The organism is Pseudoalteromonas sp. JC28 (genome assembly GCF_013319255.1).
Taxonomy (GTDB): Bacteria; Pseudomonadota; Gammaproteobacteria; order Enterobacterales; family Alteromonadaceae; genus Pseudoalteromonas.
Genome location: NZ_QOKX01000007.1, coordinates 133,165 through 152,411, shown reverse-complemented (window position 1 = coordinate 152,411; position 19,247 = coordinate 133,165). Strand labels below are relative to the sequence as shown.

At 44.9% G+C, this 19,247-nt stretch carries 18 protein-coding genes; 13 read left to right on the top strand and 5 right to left on the bottom strand.

The genetic code is table 11. The annotated features are described in order from the left end of the window. Nucleotides 1-22 precede the first annotated feature (22 nt). Entirely contained in the window at nt 23-1,156 is a 1,134-nt protein-coding gene (queG, locus tag DS891_RS16180; protein WP_174170345.1) for a tRNA epoxyqueuosine(34) reductase QueG, read from the bottom strand. 11 nt (nt 1,157-1,167) lie between these two features. Here queG and DS891_RS16175 point away from each other — a divergent pair, with 11 nt between their 5' ends. The 9 genes from DS891_RS16175 to hflC all read left to right on the top strand — a co-directional run bounded on the left by DS891_RS16175 (nt 1,168) and on the right by hflC (nt 11,130). Then, entirely contained in the window at nt 1,168-2,652 is a 1,485-nt protein-coding gene (locus DS891_RS16175) for an NAD(P)H-hydrate dehydratase (RefSeq protein ID WP_174170344.1), read from the top strand. After that, the gene (gene tsaE, locus DS891_RS16170; protein WP_010605655.1) at nt 2,649-3,122 is read left to right on the top strand and encodes a tRNA (adenosine(37)-N6)-threonylcarbamoyltransferase complex ATPase subunit type 1 TsaE; all 474 of its coding nucleotides are present in this window, start codon (nt 2,649-2,651) and stop codon (nt 3,120-3,122) included. The genes DS891_RS16175 and tsaE overlap by 4 nt, the downstream gene beginning before the upstream one ends. Further along, complete coding sequence (locus DS891_RS16165) at nt 3,115-4,458, top strand: N-acetylmuramoyl-L-alanine amidase (protein WP_174170343.1); 1,344 nt, start codon at nt 3,115-3,117, stop codon at nt 4,456-4,458. Before tsaE ends, DS891_RS16165 begins: the two co-directional genes overlap by 8 nt. Nucleotides 4,459-4,461: 3 nt before the next feature. Further along, the gene (mutL, locus tag DS891_RS16160; RefSeq protein WP_254605909.1) at nt 4,462-6,327 is read left to right on the top strand and encodes a DNA mismatch repair endonuclease MutL; all 1,866 of its coding nucleotides are present in this window, start codon (nt 4,462-4,464) and stop codon (nt 6,325-6,327) included. A 106-nt stretch (nt 6,328-6,433) separates the two neighbouring features. Then, nucleotides 6,434-7,324, top strand: coding sequence for a tRNA (adenosine(37)-N6)-dimethylallyltransferase MiaA (gene miaA, locus DS891_RS16155; RefSeq protein WP_217448665.1), 891 nt, complete (start codon nt 6,434-6,436; stop codon nt 7,322-7,324). A gap of 76 nt (nt 7,325-7,400) precedes the next feature. After that, the gene (hfq, locus tag DS891_RS16150) at nt 7,401-7,664 is read left to right on the top strand and encodes an RNA chaperone Hfq (protein WP_010377383.1); all 264 of its coding nucleotides are present in this window, start codon (nt 7,401-7,403) and stop codon (nt 7,662-7,664) included. 24 nt (nt 7,665-7,688) lie between these two features. Next, nucleotides 7,689-8,978: a ribosome rescue GTPase HflX gene (gene hflX / locus DS891_RS16145; protein ID WP_010605651.1), complete on the top strand. Its 1,290-nt coding sequence runs from the start codon at nt 7,689-7,691 to the stop codon at nt 8,976-8,978. Between the two features lie 92 nt (nt 8,979-9,070). Then, on the top strand, nt 9,071-10,246 hold the full coding sequence (hflK, locus tag DS891_RS16140) for an FtsH protease activity modulator HflK (protein ID WP_010605650.1): 1,176 nt from the start codon (nt 9,071-9,073) through the stop codon (nt 10,244-10,246). 5 nt (nt 10,247-10,251) lie between these two features. Further along, entirely contained in the window at nt 10,252-11,130 is an 879-nt protein-coding gene (gene hflC / locus DS891_RS16135) for a protease modulator HflC (protein ID WP_010377388.1), read from the top strand. Between the two features lie 329 nt (nt 11,131-11,459). On the opposite strand, the gene DS891_RS16130 is transcribed toward hflC, so the two are convergent. Continuing rightward, nucleotides 11,460-12,620, bottom strand: a complete 1,161-nt coding sequence (locus tag DS891_RS16130) for a DcaP family trimeric outer membrane transporter (protein ID WP_174170340.1) — start codon at nt 12,618-12,620, stop codon at nt 11,460-11,462. A gap of 314 nt (nt 12,621-12,934) precedes the next feature. On the opposite strand from DS891_RS16130, the gene acs reads away from it, so the two are divergent. Further along, complete coding sequence (gene acs / locus DS891_RS16125) at nt 12,935-14,875, top strand: acetate--CoA ligase (RefSeq protein WP_174170339.1); 1,941 nt, start codon at nt 12,935-12,937, stop codon at nt 14,873-14,875. A gap of 86 nt (nt 14,876-14,961) precedes the next feature. After that, complete coding sequence (locus tag DS891_RS16120) at nt 14,962-15,615, top strand: response regulator transcription factor (RefSeq protein ID WP_010605647.1); 654 nt, start codon at nt 14,962-14,964, stop codon at nt 15,613-15,615. Nucleotides 15,616-15,662: 47 nt separating this feature from the next. On the opposite strand, the gene DS891_RS16115 is transcribed toward DS891_RS16120, so the two are convergent. From DS891_RS16115 to DS891_RS16105, 3 genes are read right to left on the bottom strand one after another with little or no spacing between them, the layout of a single operon-like run. Beyond that, the gene (locus tag DS891_RS16115; RefSeq protein ID WP_174170338.1) at nt 15,663-16,847 is read right to left on the bottom strand and encodes a VWA domain-containing protein; all 1,185 of its coding nucleotides are present in this window, start codon (nt 16,845-16,847) and stop codon (nt 15,663-15,665) included. A 2-nt stretch (nt 16,848-16,849) separates the two neighbouring features. Next, on the bottom strand, nt 16,850-17,683 hold the full coding sequence (locus DS891_RS16110; RefSeq protein WP_174170337.1) for a MoxR family ATPase: 834 nt from the start codon (nt 17,681-17,683) through the stop codon (nt 16,850-16,852). A gap of 46 nt (nt 17,684-17,729) precedes the next feature. After that, nucleotides 17,730-17,966 (bottom strand): DUF1653 domain-containing protein, encoded by a 237-nt coding sequence (locus DS891_RS16105; protein WP_010377401.1) that lies wholly within the window; start codon nt 17,964-17,966, stop codon nt 17,730-17,732. An 84-nt stretch (nt 17,967-18,050) separates the two neighbouring features. Here DS891_RS16105 and DS891_RS16100 point away from each other — a divergent pair, with 84 nt between their 5' ends. Together DS891_RS16100 and DS891_RS16095 are read left to right on the top strand one after the other, a co-directional pair. Then, complete coding sequence (locus tag DS891_RS16100) at nt 18,051-18,521, top strand: DUF2947 domain-containing protein (RefSeq protein WP_045962078.1); 471 nt, start codon at nt 18,051-18,053, stop codon at nt 18,519-18,521. 84 nt (nt 18,522-18,605) lie between these two features. Further along, nucleotides 18,606-19,244, top strand: a complete 639-nt coding sequence (locus tag DS891_RS16095; RefSeq protein WP_174170336.1) for a hypothetical protein — start codon at nt 18,606-18,608, stop codon at nt 19,242-19,244. The last annotated feature ends 3 nt before the right edge of the window (nt 19,245-19,247 follow it).

Here is a 19,247-nt window from a genome sequence, read left to right as displayed (position 1 = left end):
GCGCTTTAGCGCGACAAACCTGCTAAGCGTCTCGTGGCAAGCCCTTTTCAATAATGCGGATCAGCCTTGCTTTTTTGCGTTCATGTTGGTCTGACTTTTGTCTTTGTTGCTCCAGCGCCCAGTCGATATGCTCAATAACAAGGGGAGTGGCACTTTGACGCTTATCTTCCAGTGCTATAACGATTGCTTCATCGTATTGTGCATTGCCAAGGCCAACGGCTAAGTTTCGTAGCCAACGTTCATGTCCAATCCGGCGAATGGGGCTGCCTTCGGTGTTTTTCAAAAATGTTGCTTCATCCCAAGCAAATAAGCTCAACAATTGCTGATCTTTCAGTTGAGTTCGCGGCAAAAAGTCGGCTTCTTCCGTTATTTGACCATAGCGATTCCATGGACAAACTAACTGGCAATCATCACAACCGTATATCCGATTGCCCATTTTTTCTCTAAATTCCTCTGGAATAGCGCCTTGAAGCTCTATAGTGAGATAAGAAATACAGCGTCTCGCATCAACGACATAAGGTTCAACGATAGCGCCGGTAGGGCATAAAGTTAGGCAGGCGGTACAACGGCCGCAACCTTCTTCTTGGTTTGGTTTATCAATAGGAAGAGGAATATCAACAAACAGCTCACCCAAGAAAAACCAAGAGCCCGCCTGCTTATTAATCACTAAACTGTTCTTTCCACGCCAGCCAAGGCCTGCTTTTTCTGCAATTTGTCTCTCTAGTACTGGGGCTGAGTCGACAAAAGGGCGAAACCCTAACGTACCGACTTCTTGCTCAATCTTTTGTCCGAGCTGCTTTAGCTTGTTGCGCATTACCTTATGATAGTCTCGACCTAATGCATAACGAGAGATATAGGCGGTGGTTTTATTACCAAGTGCTCTGGCAAAGCTGGCATCGGGTGGCAGGTAATTCATTTTCACCGAAATAATACGTTGAGTGCCAGGAACCAGTTCTGCGGGGCGGGCACGCTTCATTCCATGCGCCGCCATATACGCCATTTCACCATGATAGCCTGCGTCTAACCAGCGCTGAAGTTGCGCTTCATGCTCGCGTAAATCAATGTCGGTTATACCGACTTCTGCAAAGCCAAGTTCTTGGCCCCATTGCTTAATTTGTGCTGCAAGTTCACTATAATTGATATTATCGGTCGTCACGGGAAGAAATAATGGCTAATGAATACACGGACAATTTACCACAATTTGCTTATTCAGCCCAACAAGTGCAGCAATATGAAGCAAAAGCCGCAAAGTTATCAGGCACAGATCTAAGTACCTTAATGCAACGAGCTGGGGCCGCTGCATTTCGCTTTATTGAAAACAGCCAGCCCAAATCCAGCCATATCTTAATTATCACAGGTAAAGGCAATAACGCGGGAGACGGTTTTGTCGTCGCTCAATTATGTCAGCAGGCCGGATTTTCCGTCACCGTACTCGCGTTATTTGCACCCGAAAGCTTAACGGGCGATGCGCAGCAGGCATTTTCTCAATATCAAGGCGCATTGGTTTTTTCGTTGAACGAGGTAAAGTTAAGTCAGTTTACGGTGGTGGTTGATGGTGTGTTCGGCACCGGTTTTAGAGGTGAGCTGCCTGACCATGTTTGCCTTTGTTTTGACAAAATGAATAAACTGCCGGTTACTAGATTGGCACTTGATGTACCGAGCGGTGTAAATGCCACAACAGGAGAAGTTGCACCTAGTGCATTTTTGGCTACCGAAACCGTCACCTTTATCGCGTTAAAACAGGGCTTACTTAGCGGCTCGGCAAAGCGTTTTGTGGGGGCGCTATTGTTATCCGACTTGGATGTTGGTGAAGCATTCAAAACCCTAGTAACGCCAACATCTAATTACTTAAATCATCAAACGTTCATGGCAGCAAGGCCGCAGCGAGCACCAGATAGCTATAAAAATGCACATGGTCATGTGTTACTTATTGGTGGTAATCGTGGTATGGCTGGAGCAATTCGATTGGCGGCAGAAGCCACTCTGCGTGCAGGAGCTGGCCTTGTATCGGTCGCTACTCATCCTGATAATATTGCAAGCGTCTTACAGGGGCGTTTTGAATTAATGGTGCACGGTGTTGAGAGTGCGAATGAGTTATTGCCACTGATAAAAAAAGCCAGTGTGATAGTGCTTGGTCCCGGGCTTGGTCAAGACGCTTGGGCCAAAACACTTTTTAACCATGCGATGGCAACTGAATTACCGATGGTTGTGGATGCTGATGGGCTCAATTGTTTAGCGCATGCACCGAGGCAAAAATCAAACTGGGTATTAACGCCTCACCTAGGTGAAGCAAGGCGGTTATTGAACCACTTAGAGACACCGCTAAATGAACATGACCGTTTCGCGGTGGCTAAAAAAATTAGCCATGAATATGGCGCCGTTACGGTACTAAAAGGGCCGGGCAGTTTGATATCTGAAGGTGAGCGGATAAATATTAATCGTTCAGGCTGTGCAGGAATGGCGAGTGCTGGGATGGGCGATGTTTTATCTGGTATCATAGGCGGTTTAATTGCCCAAGGGATGGAAGCATTTGCTGCAACAAACCTAGCCGTGTATATTCATGGTTTAGCTGCCGAGCAGGCCGCCCATGACGGCGAAAAAGGTATGTTGGCCGGGGATTTATTCGAACATATTCGAGGTATTTTAGGGTGACGACAGGTCATATGAAATTCGATTTGGCTGATGAGCCAGCAACAGTTGCCATGGGTAATAAAATTGCCAATGTTATTCGTCAAGGTGCGGTACTATTTTTACACGGTGATTTAGGCGCAGGTAAAACCACGCTCACTCGCGGGATCGTGCAAAGCCTTGGTCATTCAGGTAAGGTAAAAAGTCCAACTTATACCTTAGTTGAACCTTATGAACTGGATGATGTCTCAATATATCATTTTGATTTATATCGATTAGGTTCGCCTGAAGAGCTCGAATACATGGGGATCCGGGATTACTTTGCAAGTAATGCTATCTGTGTTGTTGAGTGGCCTGAAAAAGGTGAAGGCTTTATTCCAAACCCAGATATAGACGTCACAATGCAGTATGCTGGTGATGGCCGTCAAATTACACTTGAGGCCAAGTCTAGCCGCGGCGAGGCACTATTAAAACAATTACAAGATTATGCGTAATCAGCCGACTATTAGTTATATTTTCATTTTTATCTGCATGCTCTTAACGAGCATGCAGAGCATCGCCCAAAACGCCATCGAAAGTGTGCGTGTTTGGCCCTCCCCAGAAAGCACTCGTATTGTTTTTGATATGAGCGATAAGCCGGATTACAGCTATTTTGTGCTGAAAAATCCACTGCGCTTGGTGATCGATCTTGAAAACACCAAGCAACAAAAAGACTTTCCGAGTATTCCTGACGAACATCGAGTTGTAAACAAGGTGCGCCACAGCAAACCGAAAAACAGCAATTCTGCACGGATTGTTGTGGAGCTAAGTCGCAGCGCTACGCCAAAAATCTTTGCGTTAGCACCAACCGGTCCGTATAAAAACCGCTTAGTCGTTGATTTGTATGGTAAGCAGATGAGTGCTTATGACGATACAAAAACTGCCACACCACGAAAAACACTCGCGCAAGACAGAGATATTGTCATCGCCATCGATGCCGGTCATGGCGGTGAAGATCCGGGTTCTATTGGACCTTCAGGTACTTATGAAAAGCTCGTAACCATTCAAATTGCGAAGCGTTTAGCACGCTTAGTAGATAGCCAGCCGGGGATGAGCGCAAAGCTTATTCGTACTGGCGATTATTACCTCAAGTTGAATACGAGAACTGCAAGAGCGCGCGAAAGAAAAGCGGATTTCTTTGTATCTATTCACGCAGATGCCTTCACCAGCCCTCAACCACGCGGAGCGTCGGTCTGGGTGTTATCACTACGCAGAGCGAATTCTGAAATAGGTAAGTGGCTAGAAGACAAAGAAAAACACTCACAATTATTGGGAGGGGCTGCCGATTTAATTAAAGATACGGCCAACGAAAAATATTTAGCCAAAGCGTTACTTGATATGTCGATGGAACATTCGATGAAAACCGGGTTTCAGGTCGCAGAAGAAGTCGTCAAAGAGCTGAAAAAAGTGGCAAAAATGCACAAAAGCAGACCGCAAGCTGCAAACTTTGGGGTACTAAAATCACCAGATATACCTTCGATTCTGGTGGAAACCGGGTTTATTTCAAACCCCAAAGAAGAAAAGCTATTAATGTCTCCGCATTATCAAGAGCGTTTAGCTCGGGCTATTTTTAGTTCGATAAAAGGCTATTATGAGAAAAATCCACCGGATAATTCGCTCTTTGCGCGTATGCAATCCATCAAGCCGGTGACGCATAAAGTAAAAAGTGGCGAATCATTGAGTGTGCTGGCTAGCCGTTATGGCATTACGGTCAGTGAATTGAAAAAAGCAAATAACCTGAAAAACAATACCTTGTTTATTGGGCAAGTCTTAACTATTCCAAAAGCGTAAATGATGACGATAGAAATACTTCCAGCTCGGTTAGCCAACCAAATCGCTGCCGGTGAGGTGGTGGAGCGGCCAGCATCCGTCGTGAAAGAGCTGGTGGAAAACAGTATTGATGCAGGTGCGACGCGCATTCAAATAGACATTGAGCGTGGAGGACACAAGCTTATTCGGATCCGTGATAACGGTATCGGTATTGTTAAAGACGAGCTGATGTTGGCATTGTCTCGCCACGCGACAAGTAAACTGAAAAGTTTAGATGATCTGGAGTGTATTGCTTCGCTTGGCTTTCGAGGTGAGGCGCTGGCATCCATCAGTTCAGTATCGCGACTGACTCTGAGCTCTAAGCCCCAAGCACAAGAGACAGCTTGGCAAGCTTTCGCCGAAGGGCGAGATATGGCTGTGCAGGTTCAACCTACCGCGCACCCAGACGGTACCACGATTGAAGTCAAAGATCTGTTTTTCAACACGCCAGCGCGCAGGAAATTTTTACGCACCGAAAAAACCGAGTTTAGTCATATTGATGAACTGGTTAAGCGCATTGCATTGAGTCGTTTTGATGTTGCCATCACGCTCACTCATAACCAAAAGGTGGTTCGCCAATATCGCCCACGCACTATTGAAAAAGGTGTTGAGCGAGTTGCGCAAGTTGGTGGTAAAGCATTCTTACAGCAAGCAAGCTTTATCGACTCAGGGCATGAGGGACTAAGGTTATTCGGTTGGGTGTTACCTGCGGGGGTCAACAACGGCACACAATATACCTACGTAAACGGTCGTATGATGCGAGATAAGCTCATCTTGCATGCGATTCGCCAAGCATTTGATGAATCAATCGGGCATGAAGAGCTTCCCGGTTTTGTCATATATCTTGAATTAGACCCGAGACAAGTTGACGTTAATGTCCATCCCGCGAAACACGAAGTTCGCTTTCATCAAGCGCGCTTGGTTCACGACTTTATTGTACAAGCAATAAAGCAGGTCGCGACGGAGCAAATTGATTTACCTTGTGCAAGCGAGACCGAGACTCAAGCACCTGATATCGCATCGCCATTATTTGCGCCTCAAGAACAGGTAGATGAAACCTATCATCAAAGTTACCGTTCAACCTTACAGCCCGAAACGCAAGCACAGACCTATTCGGCTCCAAGTGCCTTCGGCGAGCGCTCTGAGGCATCAAGAGCAGCTTCAAGTAGTGGCCGAAGTAATTATGGCGGTGCAACAGGTGGTGGCAAAAAACAGGTGAATGTAAACCAGCTCTATCAAGGGCTATCACATCAACAGATGCAGCACTTCGATCAAATTGAAGAAGCTGCATTACCGTCAAGTGAAGTAAGTAGCGTCCCGATATCCGCTAGTAAATCTAGCTGGATGCTGTTACCACAAGGTAAAGTCATACTTGAGCAAGACAATCATTTGTTGTTTGGTGATTGTAGGCAGGGGCTGTTGCCATATTGGCAAATGCAAATTGAGCAAGATGGCACATTGCAAGGCAAAGCGTTGTTGTTACCCGTGCGCATCAAGTTAGATAAAGCCGCACTGGAAGCATTGCAGCAGCGTGAAACTTGGTTGGCAATTTTAGGGTTTGCGATTGAAATTTTTGATGGTCATATTTTAGTTAAAAAGTTGCCAGTGTCGCTCTATAGCATAGATGTTGGTGAAATTTCTAAGCAGATGATGGAACCAAGCTCAGATGCTGAACTCCAAGATTGGTTACAGTGGCTAGAAGTCTCAACACCCAGTAGCTATTTCGATAGCCAGCATTTTGATTTAGTTAAAGAAAAATTACTTTCAAAAGCCTCATGTTTGGCTCGTATTCATAAAAGTGCGGTTACAATTGATGCCCAGAAGTTGGTCAGTTTTTTAAGTTCGCAGTAATTCGTGCCTAAGTAGGTATTAATTACCATGTACTATCAGCTATAATACGAGATTAGTGCAGTTTATTAGTAGGTTAGATGTGAACAAGTTACCTGTCATTACCCTAATGGGACCGACAGCAGCGGGCAAAACCGCATTGGCCATAGAGTTATGCCAAGCGTTAAATACCGAAATCATCAGTGTAGACTCGGCGTTAGTGTACAAAGGGATGGATATCGGTACGGCAAAGCCGAGCGCACAAGAGCAAGCACAGGCACCACATCACCTAATTGATATTATTGATCCAGCACAAAGCTATTCGGTTGCTGAGTTTCGTGCTGATGCTATTAAACTAATTGACGATTTTCATCAGCGTGGCAAGGTGCCAATTTTAGTGGGTGGCACGATGATGTACTTTAAAGGCTTGATTGAAGGCCTGTCGCCATTACCAGAGGCTGATGCTGAAATCAGAGCGGTATTGGAGCGCGAAGCCGAACAAAAGGGTTGGCCTGCGCTGCATCAACAGTTAAAAGAGATTGACTCAGAAGCTGCGGCTAAAATCAGCGAAAACGATTCGCAACGTATCAACCGTGCTTTGGAAGTTTATCGCATTAGTGGTAAAACGATGACTCAATTGCAGCAAAGCAAACAGGATGCATTGCCGTATCAATTTCATCAATTTGCGATTGCACCAAGTGACCGAAAAGTCTTACATGAACGTATAGAGAAAAGATTTGAAATAATGTTGGATGAAGGCTTTAAAAATGAAGTTTTGGCCTTATATCAACGTAAAGATTTACACCCTGATTTGCCTTCTATTCGCTGTGTCGGATATCGGCAAATGTGGGAGTATTTAGCTGGCGAGTGCGATTATAACGAAATGGTTTTCAAAGGCGTCGCAGCGACCAGACAACTGGCGAAGCGGCAATTAACTTGGCTGAGGGGGTGGCAAGATGTGACTTGGCTTGACACCGATAGTCAAGAAAACTTGCAACGTGTTCTAACTTCGCTAAGCTAATAGTAGTTGTTAAATCAGCGTGTTCTGATTAAATCAACGACCTGACATAATAACACCTAAAACGAAGGATAAGAAAATGGCAAAAGGCCAATCTTTACAAGACCCATTTTTGAATGTCTTGCGTCGTGAGCGCATTCCTGTCTCAATTTTTTTAGTGAATGGCATTAAATTACAGGGCAAGATCCAGTCATTTGACCAATTTGTGATTTTGCTTGAAAACACAGTAAACCAAATGGTTTACAAACACGCCATCTCCACTGTGGTTCCAGCTCGTGCGGTTAACTTCCAAAATGCAACCGGAAGTGAAGCGGGCGACCAAGGTGAAGAAGGTAATTATTAATTCTTATTAGTAGGAGCTTAATGCTTGTTTGACCGTTATGAAGCCGGCGAACAGGCAGTCTTGGTTCATATAGAATTTCCTCACGAAGGAGATCGCGAAGATCTACGTGAATTGGAAATGCTAGTTTCTTCTGCTGGTGTTAGTAGTGTGGCGGTTGTGCAAGGCAGCCGTCAAGCACCACATGCAAAGTTGTTTGTCGGAACGGGTAAAGCTGAAGAAATTGCCGAGATTGTCAACATCCACAACGCAGATGTCATCATATTTAACCACCAACTCAGCCCCTCACAAGAGCGCAATTTAGAACGCGTTTGTAAGTGCCGAGTGTTAGATAGGACAACGCTGATCTTAGATATTTTCGCGCAAAGAGCCCGTACCCACGAAGGAAAATTGCAGGTTGAGCTTGCTCAGCTAAGGCATATCTCTACGCGCTTAATTCGAGGATGGACGCACTTAGAAAGGCAAAAAGGGGGGATCGGCTTACGTGGTCCTGGTGAAACCCAATTAGAAACCGATAGACGGTTACTAAGAGAGCGAATTAAGAGTATTCGTAAACGATTAGACAAGGTAGCCGTTGTGCGTGAGCAAGGGCGTCGAGCGCGTAGTCGTAACGAGATCCCAACTGTTTCTCTGGTAGGCTACACCAATGCGGGTAAATCGACGCTGTTTAACAAAATTACGGATGCGGATGTATATGCTGCGGACCAATTGTTCGCAACGCTTGATCCTACGCTAAGAAAGATCGAAATCGATGATGTTGGCCCCGTTATCTTAGCAGATACAGTAGGTTTTATTCGTCATTTACCTCATGACTTGGTAGCAGCATTTAAGGCGACTTTAACAGAGACTCGTGAGGCGGATTTACAGCTTCATGTCATCGATGTTGCAGATCCGAGAAGAAAAGAAAATATAGAACAGGTACAATTGGTTCTAGAGGAAATTGAAGCCAATGACATTCCTCAACTTTTAGTCTACAACAAAATTGATCTAATGGACGAAGTTGCGCCTAGAATAGATAGGGACGATGAAGGAAAACCGATCAGAGTGTGGTTAAGTGCCCACTCTGGAGAAGGGATTTCGTTGTTATTCGACGCCGTTAAAGAGTTGTTGGCAAAAACCGTTTTCACAGCTGAGCTTGCCGTACCTCCTGCGCTTGGGCGCTTACGAGGTGCACTATTTGAGCTTAATGCCGTGGATGAAAAAGGCTACGACGAGCAAGGCAACTGGCTTGTTTCTGTAAGAATGCCAAAAATCGAATGGGAAAAGCTCAATAAGGAATTCGGGCGAAATCTCAATGATTTGGTTGTTGGTAGTTAAAAATCGTCAATTTCGAGCGTATTTTTATATGAGAGTCGCTCGAATTTTGTTAGATTTAACCTAATTCATTTAAATAACAATGGAGTATAGCTATGGCCTGGAACGAACCGGGTAATAATGGCAATGATAACGATCCGTGGAAAAACCGCGGGGGGCGGGATCAAGGCCCACCTGATCTAGATGAAGTATTCCGTAAATTTGGTAATAAATTCGGCGGTATTTTCGGCGGTAAGCCGGGGAAAGGTGGTAATGGCGGATTAGGCGGTGCTGGTTTTGTCTTTATACTTATTATCGCAGCCATCGTATGGGCACTAAGTGGTATTTACACGGTAAAAGAAGCTGAGCGCGGTATCGTGTTGCAATTTGGTAAATTTGACCGTATTGCTGAGCCGGGTCTGCGCTGGAAAGCCACGTTCATCGAGCGTGTTATTCCTGTAGATATTGAAGCGGTGCGTTCATTGTCGGCTTCAGGCTTTATGCTTACGGAAGACGAAAACGTCGTGAGTGTTGAGTTTGAAGTGCAATATCGTGTTGTAGATCCAACGCTTTATCGTTTCAGTGTGACCGATGCTGATCACAGCTTACAACAAGCGCTAGACAGTGCTCTACGTTACGTTGTGGGCCATTCTCGCATGGACCAAGTGTTAACTACGGGTCGTGAAGTGGTTCGTCAGCGCACTTGGGAAGAGCTAAACAGTATTATCGAACCATACAATCTTGGTTTGATTGTTACAGACGTTAACTTTAAGGACTCGCGTCCTCCTTCAGAAGTAAAAGACGCATTTGATGATGCGATTGCTGCACAAGAAGATGAAGAGCGTTTCATTCGTGAAGCAGAAGCTTATGCGAAAGAAATTGAACCGCGTGCGCGTGGTCAAGTGACTCGTATGACGCAAGAAGCAGAAGCTTATCGCGAGCGTATAATCCTTGAATCTCGAGGTGAAGTGGAGCGCTTTGAAAAGTTACTACCAGAATACCAAGCTGCGAAAGAAGTAACGCGTAAACGCTTATATATTGATACAATGGAGCAAGTTTTGGGCCGTAGCTCAAAGGTATTGGTTGATGTTGAAGGTGGTAATAACATGCTGTATCTACCACTTGATAAGATTATGCAATCCCATAACAACGCTTCGTCACCAGTACGTTTGCCAAATCAGAGCGATATTGAGCAGCTTCGTAGAACGATTGAAGGTACTCAACAGCAAAATAGCTCTGTCAATTCAGGCGGTGATAGATTTAATCGCGACAGATTTGGTAACGGGAGATAATCAATATGAAGAATTTTAGTCTACTTCTATTAGTCACTGCCGTGATCATGTCGTTCTCTGGTATCTTTGTAGTAAACGAAGGTCAAAGAGCAATTGTACTGCTATTTAGCAAGGTACAAAAAGACGCGAATGGCGATGCTCTGGTGTATGAACCTGGCCTTCACCTGAAAGTGCCTTTCTTTAGCCAAGTACGTAAATTAGATGCACGGATCCAAACACTTGATGGTCAACCTGATCGCTTTGTAACGAGCGAGAAGAAAGACTTGATCGTGGATTCTTACGTTAAGTGGCGCGTGAATGATTTTAGTGCTTATTACCTACGTGCGCGTGGTGATAAACAGTATGCTGAAACGCTACTTAAGCAAAAGGTGAACAACGGTCTAAGAACAAACTTCGGTTCGCGTACTATTAAAGAAATAGTATCTGGTGAACGTAGCGAGCTAATGGAAGAAGCGTTAGTTCAAGCGTCTGAAAGTGCAACTGAGCTTGGGATTGAAGTACTTGATGTCCGTGTTAAGCAAATTAACCTACCTAACGAAGTAAGTAACTCGATCTACCAGCGTATGCGTGCGGAGCGTCAAGCTGTGGCGAAAGAGCACCGTTCTGAGGGTCAAGAGAAGGCGGAGACCATCCGTGCTAATGTTGATCGTCGAGTGACAGTAATGCTTGCAGATGCTGAGCGTAATGCTCGCGCGGTTCGCGGTCAAGGTGATGCAACGGCGGCAAACATTTACGCTAAAGCATATAATAAAGACCCTGAGTTTTTCGGGTTTGTTCGTTCGCTTGAAGCATATAAAAATACCTTTAAAGATAAGAATGACGTTATGGTGTTATCACCGGATAGCAAGTTCTTTGATTATATGAAGGATGCAAAAGCTCAATAAGATGATGCTTTTGAGATGATTGTAAAACCCCGCCAGCCAGCGGGGTTTTTTATTGGCGCGATATGGTCACAACGTTAGACGATGAAACCCCATGAGTAGCCGCGATCTTTCATACCGCAAGAAACACACCGTAGCAGCGACTTTATGTCGCGAAGAAACACATTGTAGCTACGACTTTATATCGCGAAGAAACACATTGTAGCAGCGACTTTATATCGCGAAGAAACACACCGTAGCAGCGACTTTATGTCGCGACCAACAATAAAAAAGCGGCCAATAGGCCGCAGTTAGGAAGTGAATTGGTACTAGCCTATTAAAATTACAAAACCTTAAAACACGTACTTCACTGAAAGTTGCAGTCTATCTAAATCACCTTCGAGGCCACTTTCTGTTTCCCGAGTACCCATCTTATATTCAGCACCAAAGGTAAGTTTTTTCACGGGTGAATAAAGTAGGTTTGCGCTGTAACTCATACTTGATTTTGTCGGATCGCCAGTTACCGCCAGCAAATCGCTTTCGTTATCAGCATTAAAGAATGAGTATAAGAATGTTGAGCGGAACTGATCATTCCAGCTATGTTGGTAAGCAATAAAGCCCGACGTCGAGTCAATTGCATGTAACGAGTTACCGTCGTATACCGCACCATTAGCAACGTTCAGTCCTACATAACGACCAAGCCCTTGACCTTGGGTCAGCATAAACTTCAAGTTATTGTTGCCAAAATTAACACGACCAGATGCACTGACCCCAAATGAGCTTTCAGACTCATCAGCTCCACCGACTTTATAGGTTATTTGGCGCGCAAGTGCCGCTACCGCAATATGACCCCAACCTGCATTGTGTGTGTAACGTGCAGTGAAATCAGGCATGCTAGCGTCATCAGTGACGACACGGCCACTATCTGCAGTGGTAACCGTGCTTTCTGGGTTTTCAATAGAGAAAGACCAGTTTCCCGTGGTGTATTTAGCCATGGCTTGGCGTACGAAAACGGTGCCTTCAGCTGGGCCAACGAAGTCTAAAGTCTCTGGTAGCGCGCTAACATTTTGGAAGTTTGACCAAGCTTGACCGAACAAGAAGCCTTTGTAGCTCACAAAGGCTTGGCGAATACGAGGTGAGTAGGAGTTACTCACACGCTCATTGCCTCCAGATGTAGAAATAAAGTCTAGCTCGATTTTAGTCTTGATACTGCTGCCATCATCAAGCTTAGTATCGGTCCCGAAGCTAAAGCGAGATTGGCGAGCGTGCATATCAAACACAGCATCGCTATCTGAGTTAACCCCAACAGGAGTCGTACCAGGAACGTAAAAGTCTCGGCCGATATTTTGCGCACCCAGCGCGCCGTCAGAAAAGTCACTCCAAATGGCATCTAGCTTGATATAACCACCATAGTTAACTTTAGTATCGCCAATCTCAGCCGCAGTGGCAGGGAGAGCGCAGAGGCTACTGATAGCAACTGCGAGCAGTTTTTTATTAATGTTATTCGTTGTCATAATCCAGTTCCTCAATAGCTGTGCTTTGCAGTTGGCAGCAGCCGATATTCATATTAATCATCACTAACTGTTGTTTAAGGTTGGTTTTTACTCAATTACCTATTGGTCTATTAGACTAAGGTGGCATACAGTAAATGAGCGGAGGATAAGGCGATCATAAAGATTGAATTAGGTACAGTCGGTAAGTTGTATGAAACTTTTACGTTTGCAGCTGTTCTACAACTAAGGTCTAATACTTAAACACCCAAGGCTGGGTGATCCTTAGGAAAAGCGTGTCTAGCAGACCTAGACCTCTAAATATAATGGAGATGACTATGTCACAGAGCATTTATCCAGTTCCTGAAAAAATCAAGAACGCAGCATTAATCAACGACGAGCAATATCAAGAACTATATCAAAAGTCGATTGATGACCCCGCAGAGTTTTGGAAAGAGCACGGTCAACGTTTAGATTGGTTCAAACCTTATAGTAAAGTTAAAAATACCTCATTTGATAAAGGCCATATCAATATTAAATGGTATGAAGACGGCGTACTAAATGCCTCTTATAACTGTATCGATAGACACCTCGAAAAGCGCGCCGATAAAGTTGCGTTGATTTGGGAAGGTGATAACCCCGAACAAACAGAAAATATTACCTACCAACAACTGCATGATGAAGTCGCAAAGCTTGCCAATGGTCTTAAGAGTCTGGGCGTTACAAAGGGTGACCGCGTGGCAATCTACATGCCGATGACTCCACAAGCAATTTATGCCATGCAGGCCTGTGCAAGAATTGGTGCTATCCACTCCGTTGTGTTTGGGGGCTTTTCACCTTCTGCTATTGCAGATCGTATTAAAGATTCTGGCGCCAAAGTGGTCATCACCTCAGATGAAGGTCGTCGCGGTGGTAATTGTGTGCCGCTTAAGGCAAATGTTGATGAAGCGGTAGCGCAAGCTGGCGTCACCACTATCGAGCATGTGGTTGTACACCAATTAACAGGTGGCGACGTTGAATGGAATGCTCATGATGTATGGTGGCATGAATTAGTGACTGATAAGCCAGCCAAATGTGAACCTGAAATGATGAATGCGGAAGATCCGCTTTTTATTCTTTATACCTCGGGCTCTACCGGTCAGCCGAAAGGGGTAGTGCATACTACGGGTGGATACCTAGTGTATGCATCAATGACCCATGAGTATGTATTCGACCTTCAAGAAGATGATATTTACTGGTGTAGCGCGGATGTGGGCTGGATCACAGGTCATAGTTATATTGCTTATGGTCCACTGGTGAATGGTTGTACTCAAGTTGTATTCGAAGGCGTGCCGACCTATCCGACGTCTGGTCGCATGGGTGAAATCGTTGATAAACATGGCGTTACTATCCTTTATACTGCGCCTACCGCGATCCGTGCTTTGATGGCAAAAGGTGACGAGCCGACAGCAAGTTCCAAGCGTGATAGTTTACGTATTTTGGGTTCGGTCGGTGAGCCAATTAATCCGGAGGCTTGGTCTTGGTATTACGAGCAAATTGGTAATAGTGACTGTCCTATCGTAGATACTTGGTGGCAAACCGAAACGGGCGGCATCATGATCACGCCACTACCTGGCGCTACTGCACTTAAGCCGGGCTCTGCGACCCGTCCATTCTTTGGTATTGCTCCTGCACTGTTTGACGCGGAAGGTAATACGCTGACAGGCGCGACCGAAGGTAATCTGGTGATTTTGGATAGTTGGCCTTCACAAGCCCGTACGGTTTATGGCGACCATGAGCGTTTTGAACAAACGTACTTCTCGGCTTATCCGGGCGTTTATTTTACGGGCGATGGTTGTCGCCGTGATGAAGACGGTTACTACTGGATCACCGGTCGCGTGGATGATGTACTTAACGTTTCAGGTCACCGCCTCGGTACTGCTGAAATCGAAAGTGCGTTAGTCGCTCACGAAGCGGTTGCTGAGGCGGCTGTGGTAGGCTATCCACACGACATTAAAGGTCAAGGGATCTATGTCTATATCACGCCAAATGAAGGGGTAACGGTATCTGACGAGTTAACTAAAGAGGTGAGAAATTGGGTGCGTAAAGAGCTAAGCCCAATTGCAACCCCTGACATGATCCAATGGTCTCCAGGTTTACCTAAAACCCGTTCTGGTAAAATCATGCGCCGTATTTTGCGTAAGATTGCAGCCAACGAGTATCAACAGTTAGGGGATACTTCTACACTTGCCGATCCAAGTGTGGTTGATGAATTAATCGAGAATAGATTGAATCGTTAACTGAATAACTTGAATTGCGACCTAATATAAACATACTATAACGGCTGTTATCTTTACGATAACAGCCGATTTTTTAGGAGCATAGCATGTATCAGTTTTTAATCGCGGATGATCATCCTCTATTTCGAGAGGCGCTTAAGGGGGCTCTAAAAGCGCAGTTTGAAGGACTAGAGGTATTCGAATCTGAAAACTTTGACACTACGCTCTCGGTCTTACAACAACAAGAAGAACTAGACCTACTCCTGCTCGATTTACATATGCCGGGCAATGGTGATTTATATGGACTAATTCGGATCCGTGAGGATCACCCAAGTCTTCCAGTTGTTGTGGTTTCGGGAAGCGAAGACCTTTCTATCATTTCTAAAGTGATGGGATACGGCGCGATGGGTTTTATCCCAAAAGCGGCGTCAGTAGAACAAATTACCGAAGCCATAGAGCAAGTGCTCGAAGGTGACACGTGGTTGCCTGAAGGCATGAAAGACAAAGTGGCTGAACTTGAAGGGGAGGACAAAGAGCTTGCCCAACAAGTGGCCTCGCTCACGCCGCAGCAATATAAAGTGCTACAATATTTACACGAAGGCTTGCTGAATAAGCAAATTGCCTACGAGCTAAATATTTCAGAGGCAACGGTGAAAGCACATATCACCGCTATCTTCAGAAAGTTGGGTGTCTATAATCGTACTCAAGCCGTATTGATTGCTTCAAAACTACAACTAGAACCTATCGAAGCGAGTGACTAATTTCGCATCATTGCTTGCAAGGTGCTTACCTTGCAAGCAATGATGCTTTAGCTTAACTCTTTAAACGCCTGACTTAGTCCCTCTATTGTTAGCGGATACATTCTGTCTTGCATTAATTGATTTATTAGCTCTATCGAATGGTAATAAGACCAATAGCTTTGCGGCTGAGGGTTAAGCCAAGCCACCTTACTAAAGTGATTGGTTAAACGATTCAGCCAAGTAGCACCTGCTTCTTGATTCCAATGTTCTACGCTACCTCCGGGATAGGTGATTTCATAGGGGCCCATTGTCGCGTCACCAACAAATATTAGTCGATAGTCTGAGCCGTATCGATTAATTAGCTGATAAGTATCAAGCAATTCGCTGTCACGACGGTCATTATCGTGCCAAACATGTTCGTACACACAATTATGAAAGTAAAAAAACTCGAGGTGCTTAAATTCACTGTGTGCGGCACTGAAGAGTTGTTCACAAAGCTGGATATGGTCATCCATAGAGCCGCCAATATCAAACAGCATCAATACCTTCACTGAGTTATGTCGCTCAGGAGCCATTTTCACATCCAGCATGCCACCTTGTCTTGCTGTAGCGCGAATGGTTTCATTAAGATCGAGCTGATCGCTTGCTCCACTGCGCGCAAATTTACGCAATTGCTTGAGTGCAAGCTTAATATTGCGGCTGCTGATGTCGGTACTACTGTCAAGATTGCGATACTGCCGTTTATCCCAGACTTTTACTGCTCTGCGATGGCGATTTCCATCTTGGCCAATGCGGATCCCTTCAGGATTATAGCCGTAAGCGCCAAAAGGCGAAGTGCCTCCTGTACCAACCCATTTATTGCCGCCTGCGTGACGTTTTTGTTGCTCAGCCAAGCGTGCTTTCAACGTTTCAAGGAGCTTATCGAGTCCACCCATGGCGTTAAGTTTGGCTTTTTCTTCTTCAGACAGCGATTTCTCAAACTCTTTACGCAACCAATCCTCAGGCAATTGCTGCTGTTGAAGTTGTGAGAAGAGATCAATTGACTCTATTCCCTCAAAGTAATCAGCAAACGCACGGTCGAATTTATCAAACAAGGTTTCATCTTTCACGAAGATGGTTTTTGCCAAAAAGTAAAAGCCGTCCAGATCGGCAAAGCAAACTTCTTTATCCAGCGCCTCTAAACAGTCTAGTAATTCGCGCAGGCTCGCTTTGATACCGTAACGTCTAAGCGTGAGTACAAAATCGATGAGCATGATCAGCGGCGGCTCATAAAGGCGAGTTTCTCAACCAAAGAAACATCTTGCTCGTTTTTAAGTAGCGCACCAAATAACGGCATTAGGCCACCTTGGTTAGATTTGTCATGCAACGCGTCAGGGGAAATATCTTCCGCTAATAGTAGTTTTAGCCAGTCGAGTAATTCACTCGTGCTTGGCTTTTTCTTTAGGTTTGGTGTGTCGCGTAATTGGAAAAAGCTTTCGAGTGCTCGTTGTACTAAATTTGCTTTAATATGTGGAAAATGCACGTCTACAATCTGCTGCATCTCTTCTTTGCTCGGAAAGTCGATGTAGTGGAAAAAGCAGCGGCGTAAAAAGGCATCTGGTAGCTCTTTTTCATTGTTTGAAGTGATAATAACGATGGGGCGCACCTTTGCCTTTATTTGCTTGTTAGTTTCGTAGACATGAAACTCCATTTTATCGAGTTCTAACAGCAGATCATTGGGGAATTCAATATCGGCTTTGTCGATTTCATCAATCAGCAGAACGGGGCGCTTTGTGGCGGTAAATGCCTGCCACAGCTTACCTTTGATGATGTAATTGCCAACGTCATTAACGCGAGGATCGCCAAGTTGACTGTCGCGTAAACGCGAGACCGCATCGTATTCGTACAGGCCTTGCTGGGCTTTGGTTGTTGACTTTATATGCCATTGAATTAGTTCGGTATCTAAACTTTTTGCCAATTCTTCGGCGAGTAAGGTCTTGCCAGTACCAGGTTCACCTTTAATGAGGAGTGGTTTTTCTAAAACGATGGCCGCATTCACGGCCTGTTGTAGAGCAGAGGTAGCAATATATTGATCAGTACCTTTAAACATAGTTCAACTTCTTGTGGTCAGATGAGATAGGCTCATCTTGCCACAATCAGCTTTTCGCTGCCAACCCTGCTTCGGTTTCGATTAAGGTGAAGCGAGGCACCGCTTCGCCTTCGACCATAACGTCTTCTAAAAACATTTCAAGTGGTCGAACCCAAAAGCTCATATCTCCATATAGGGTTTGATAAACCACTTGCTTCTCTTGCGTTTCACTGTGCGTTGCCAAGGCGTGCACTCGATATAATTTTCCTTTGTAGTGGCGGTAAATTCCAGGTGTGATATCCACTAATTCAAGCTCCAAAAAATAAAAGCCGTACGTGACGGGCTGAAATGTTATAATCCGTGCCATTAAGACTGAAGGTGTTTAAAGATGAATTATATTGCGCTGGACGATTATAAGAAAGCTTGGGTTTTCAAACATAAAGATCTTCCAATCGAAGAATCCGACCTGGCATTGATAAAACCAATGTCAGCGGCGCGCGCTGCGGTGCTTTGGAGCACTATGGTAAGCAACGAAAAAGATCACCCTGATTTCTTTGATAAAACAGATTGGGTTGGTAAAGCGGACTCATGGCAAGAAACCCTCAATTGGGAGCAGCCGTGGGAAGCGGGAGAAGCGTTTCCTGAAACTATCGAGCAATTTCTTGATTGGCAAGCTAATACCACCGTGTATTTTTGTCTCTCTCGAGATGATGTGATCGAGACCCGTTTTGACGTGTTTAAGCGATGTTGGCAGAACTTTATGTTTTTGACTGACGGTAGTTTCTTAATAGGAAAAAAACGCAGTTCGGTAGTACAATTTATGGCTGAGGGGCAAGCAAAATTAGGAACCAAGCCGTAAGCAAGTACAACTGAGCAGTTTGCTTTGATTTGAAACATGGCTAGTGTATAAAGGATGTACACCAGTCTACTAAAGTAGATTGCATTGACGGGAGGCGTTTTGGAGCAACAGCAAAATACAATCTGGTATGACGAAGCATCTCGCCTTGTATTTGCCGAGCTTGTAAACGTATTTTATGCCAGAGAGTTGCCGAAGCTTGCTGAACTCTCTGATCATACTCGCCTTCAGCGTTTGTTAAACAGCCTGCCGTATTATGTTGAGCGCGCGGCCACACATATTATTCATGGTGATGTCCCGCTTGAGCTAGATAGTTTCAATGGATGTTGGTTAGCAAAGCAAAAATCACAGCCTAAATGTGATGACGCTGCCAACGCAGCATTTTTTACCACTAAGGTGAAAGTGGGGCTGGTGGTTCCTGTGCTATATGCAGACTCGACGGGGACAACCGTAAGGCTCGACAGTGTCGACCAAGTGAATGAGGTTGACAAATTGCACTGCAACCAATTTGGCTGGTTCAGTGTCAGTGGCAATAGCTTACAAGCAAGTGATGAAGCGCGTGTACAATTGCTAAAACCGACGAAAGCGTTAATGACAGCTGCCTGTTGTGGCCATACTTGGTATTTTGGCAAAGCGGTAGTACCGAGAAGGCTGACGCTAAGAGAAATGTTACTTGCCAGTTCAATTAATTGGCCACAAGTACAAAAAACAAAAACGAGTCAGTGATCC

Coding starts and splice junctions, on each gene's coding strand:
- DS891_RS16175 (WP_174170344.1), top strand. CDS start 1,168: ATGGCTAATGAATACACGGACAATTTACCACAATTTGCTTATTCAGCC.
- DS891_RS16165 (WP_174170343.1), top strand. CDS start 3,115: ATGCGTAATCAGCCGACTATTAGTTATATTTTCATTTTTATCTGCATG.
- mutL (WP_254605909.1), top strand. CDS start 4,462: ATGACGATAGAAATACTTCCAGCTCGGTTAGCCAACCAAATCGCTGCC.
- miaA (WP_217448665.1), top strand. CDS start 6,434: ATGGGACCGACAGCAGCGGGCAAAACCGCATTGGCCATAGAGTTATGC.
- hfq (WP_010377383.1), top strand. CDS start 7,401: ATGGCAAAAGGCCAATCTTTACAAGACCCATTTTTGAATGTCTTGCGT.
- hflK (WP_010605650.1), top strand. CDS start 9,071: ATGGCCTGGAACGAACCGGGTAATAATGGCAATGATAACGATCCGTGG.
- hflC (WP_010377388.1), top strand. CDS start 10,252: ATGAAGAATTTTAGTCTACTTCTATTAGTCACTGCCGTGATCATGTCG.
- DS891_RS16130 (WP_174170340.1), bottom strand. CDS start 12,620: ATGACAACGAATAACATTAATAAAAAACTGCTCGCAGTTGCTATCAGT.
- acs (WP_174170339.1), top strand. CDS start 12,935: ATGTCACAGAGCATTTATCCAGTTCCTGAAAAAATCAAGAACGCAGCA.
- DS891_RS16120 (WP_010605647.1), top strand. CDS start 14,962: ATGTATCAGTTTTTAATCGCGGATGATCATCCTCTATTTCGAGAGGCG.
- DS891_RS16115 (WP_174170338.1), bottom strand. CDS start 16,847: ATGCTCATCGATTTTGTACTCACGCTTAGACGTTACGGTATCAAAGCG.
- DS891_RS16110 (WP_174170337.1), bottom strand. CDS start 17,683: ATGTTTAAAGGTACTGATCAATATATTGCTACCTCTGCTCTACAACAG.
- DS891_RS16100 (WP_045962078.1), top strand. CDS start 18,051: ATGAATTATATTGCGCTGGACGATTATAAGAAAGCTTGGGTTTTCAAA.